The sequence below is a fragment of the uncultured Sphingomonas sp. genome, assembly GCF_913778135.1.
In the GTDB taxonomy this organism is placed as follows: Bacteria; Pseudomonadota; Alphaproteobacteria; order Sphingomonadales; family Sphingomonadaceae; genus Sphingomonas.
The window spans coordinates 1-3,182 of sequence record NZ_CAJYVU010000155.1 but is presented as its reverse complement, the minus strand read 5'-3'; the positions used below and the strand labels follow the sequence as shown (position 1 = coordinate 3,182).

At 68.1% G+C, this 3,182-nt stretch carries 4 protein-coding genes; 3 read left to right on the top strand and 1 reads right to left on the bottom strand.

The features are described 5' to 3' along the window. Positions 1-151 precede the first annotated feature (151 nt). A complete protein-coding gene (locus tag QZ847_RS14190; protein ID WP_294357502.1) occupies positions 152-988 on the top strand; it encodes a shikimate 5-dehydrogenase in 837 nt (278 codons plus the stop codon). On the opposite strand, the gene QZ847_RS14185 is transcribed toward QZ847_RS14190, so the two are convergent. Beyond that, positions 985-1,530 (bottom strand): transcriptional regulator, encoded by a 546-nt coding sequence (locus tag QZ847_RS14185; RefSeq protein ID WP_294357500.1) that lies wholly within the window; start codon positions 1,528-1,530, stop codon positions 985-987. The genes QZ847_RS14190 and QZ847_RS14185 overlap by 4 nt on opposite strands. Before the next feature lie 79 nt (positions 1,531-1,609). Between QZ847_RS14185 and QZ847_RS14180 the strand changes: the two genes are divergently transcribed. Then, positions 1,610-1,795 (top strand): helix-hairpin-helix domain-containing protein, encoded by a 186-nt coding sequence (locus QZ847_RS14180; protein WP_294357498.1) that lies wholly within the window; start codon positions 1,610-1,612, stop codon positions 1,793-1,795. A gap of 123 nt (positions 1,796-1,918) precedes the next feature. Next, positions 1,919-3,182: peptidase S10 (locus tag QZ847_RS14175; protein ID WP_294357504.1), on the top strand; the 1,264-nt coding region annotated here is incomplete at its 3' end.

Genomic DNA, 3,182 nt, shown 5'->3' with positions numbered 1-3,182 from the left:
TTGCATCGGGCGTGTTGCACCGGCGGGTATTGTGGCCACGGCAGACCGATCGTGCGGTATTCGCGCCGCTGCTTGCCTGCATCGATGCGCAGATTGACGGATTGTGCCGCGAGAACGTACCGGCCTGCGCCGAACAGGACCATCGGACCGCATGACCGCTCGTCAACCACGGCCGCCGATCGGGCGTGACACGCGATTGTGCATGTCGCTTGCCGCACGGCCGGGCAACTTCGGCTCGCGCTTCCACAATCGCCTCTACGAGCGGCTGGGGCTCGACTACGTCTACAAGGCGTTCATCACCGATGATCTGGACGGCGCCGTGCGCGGCATACGCGCGCTCGGTGTGCGTGGCTGCGCGGTGTCGATGCCGTTCAAGGAAGCGGTGATCCCGCTGCTCGACGGCCTCGCAGGCTCCGCCGCGGCGATCGACAGCGTCAACACGATCGTCAACGACGACGGGCGGCTGACTGGCTACAACACCGATTATAGCGCGGTGCGCGACCTGCTTGATCGCGCCGGCGTTGATCCGGCCCTGCCGTTCAGCCTGCGCGGATCGGGCGGCATGGCGAAAGCGGTCGCGGCAGCGCTGCGCGATCGTGGACATCGGAGCGGCACGATCGTCGCGCGCAACGCGGACAAGGGCCGCGTGCTTGCCGCCAGCTACGGCTTCGAGTGGCAGGCCCAAGTCGGCGACGGTGCGGCGGTGCTCGTCAACGCGACGCCGATCGGGATGAGCGGCAGCGACGAAGCCGCCCTCGCCTTCGCGCCCGACGTGATCGCGCGCTGCGCGGTCGCGATCGAGGTCGTCGCGCTGCCAGCGGAAACGCCGTTCCTGCGCGCGGCGCGGGCAGCGGGAAAGGTGACGATCGCTGGCGCAGACGTGGCGGTGCTACAGGCGCTGGAGCAGTTCGTGCTCTATACCGGCGTGCGGCCCGGCGGAGACGATGTCGCGCACGCCGCCGCCTTCGCACGCGGCGAGATCGACTAGGCTACGCGCTCGCGCGCGAGGCGGCCGACCGCCAGCCAGCGCGCATGCTCCTCCTGCGCGTCCGCGAGCGCGCGGTGCGCAGGCGCCTCTCCTTCTTTTCGAGGCTCGCTCTGTTCGAGTACCTCGGCGACCGCGGACGCCAGCGCGTTGCCCGACAATGCCTGCGAGAGGATCGCGTGCGCGCGGTCGCGGTGCGCGTCGTCACTGTCGCGCAGCCGCAGGCTGTGGCGCGGCAGCTTGGCGGCGCGCAGCAGCACGCTCAGCCACTTGCCATCCCACGACGGCGCGCTCGCCAGCAGATCGTGGCCGGAAAGCTCGGCGACCATGCGACGTGCGACTGCCGCGTGATCCTCGCCGTGCTGATCGAGCTCGGCGCGCCCGATGCGGTGGATCGCCTCGGCCGCGTCGTCCCAATCGTCCCACAAGGGCGCAGGGCGGATCAGGTGGCTCTCGCTGCGGCCGTCCTCGAACACCCAGGCGACCTCTACCGGGAAACTCCGCTTGGACAGCGACGAGGCTTCGAAATCGAGAAATACCAGCATGGCGCCTTCAACGCCGTGAGAGGCGGATCGGAGCCGCGCGCAGGTTGTTCACCGCTTCTATCCCGCAGGAGCGACACGCATGATCGATCTGAACACCGCCAGCGCCGACGAACTCGACACGGTGCCGATGCTCGCAGGGCACGGCGCCGAGATCGTCCGCTACCGCGAGGAACGCGGCGGCTTCACCGAGCTGAGACAGCTGAACGAAGTGCCGGGTATGGCGCAGAAGGCCGATGGCGTGGAGGAGTATCTCTCGGTCGGATAACATCACTTTTCCCTTGCGGCCGGATTGCGCCGTGCGGTGCGCACGGTAAGTTGCTGGCGAGAGAGGGAATATCACTTGCCACAGCCACACCGCTTGCCGATCCGCCTGCTAGCCGCGGGCCTGATGCTCGCGACCGTCACCCCCGCGGTCGCGCAGGAGAAGACGACCACCACGGTCGAGAAGAAGACCGACGACGGCACCAAGCTGCCCCCGCTGCCCGCCGATCGCACGATCGCGCAGAGCGTGCGCGTCGGCGGGCGCGTGCTCAGCTACCGCGCAACGGTCGGCACGCTGCCGGTTCGCGACGAGAGCGGCAAGGAGATCGGGCAGGTCGTCTACACCGCCTATACGGTGCCCGGCCGCGATCCGGCGCGTCCCGTCACCTTCGCGTTTAACGGCGGCCCCGGCGCGGCATCGGTGTACCTCAACATGGGCGCAGTCGGCCCCAAGCGGGTGCAGTTCGGCGCGCAGGGAGACGCGCCCTCGGACGCGCCGATCGCGAGCGACAATCCCAACACCTGGCTCGATTTCACCGACCTGGTCTTCATCGACCCCATCGGCACCGGGTTCAGCCGCAGCCTGGTAGGCGAGGACGAGACGAAAAAGGCGTTTTACGCCAACGATCCCGACATCAAATACCTGTCCAAGGTCGTCTACGACTGGCTGGTCAAGGAGGGCCGGCTGCGCAGTCCGAAGTACGTGATGGGTGAGAGCTACGGCGGATACCGCGCGCCGCGCATAGCCTATGAATTGCAATCGCAGATCGGTGTCGGGATCAACGGCCTGATCATGGTGTCGCCGTATCTCGATCCGGCATCGGGCGACGACGCGACTGCGCTGTCGCCCTTGCCGTGGATGATCGACCTGCCGTCGATGGCGGCGGCGAACCTGGAGCGACAGGGCCGGCTGACCCCGGCGGCGATGCAGGCGGTAGAGGATTACACCCGCGGCGACTTTGCGCGCGACCTGCTGCGTGGGCGGTCGGACCCGCAGGCGACGAGCCGGATCGTGAGCCGTGTCACGCAATTGACCGGGCTCGATCCCGCCCTGGTCCAGCGGCTGGGCGGGCGTGTCGACAGCCGCACGTACCTGCGCGAAGTGCACAGGAGCGAGGGCACGATCGGCAGCGTCTACGATTCGAACGTCACCGCGTTCGACCCCTTCCCCTGGTCGCCGAGTCAGCAGTCGAACGATCCGATCCTCGACGCGCTGATCGCGCCGACAACGAGCGCGATGGTCGATTTCGTCACGCGCGAGGTGGGGTGGAAGACCGACGCGCGCTACAATGCGCTGTCCTACGCGGTGAATGCGGCGTGGAACCGCGGCAAGCCCGCCGATACGCCCGTCACCGACCTGCGCAAGGCGATCGCCAACGATCCCAAGATGC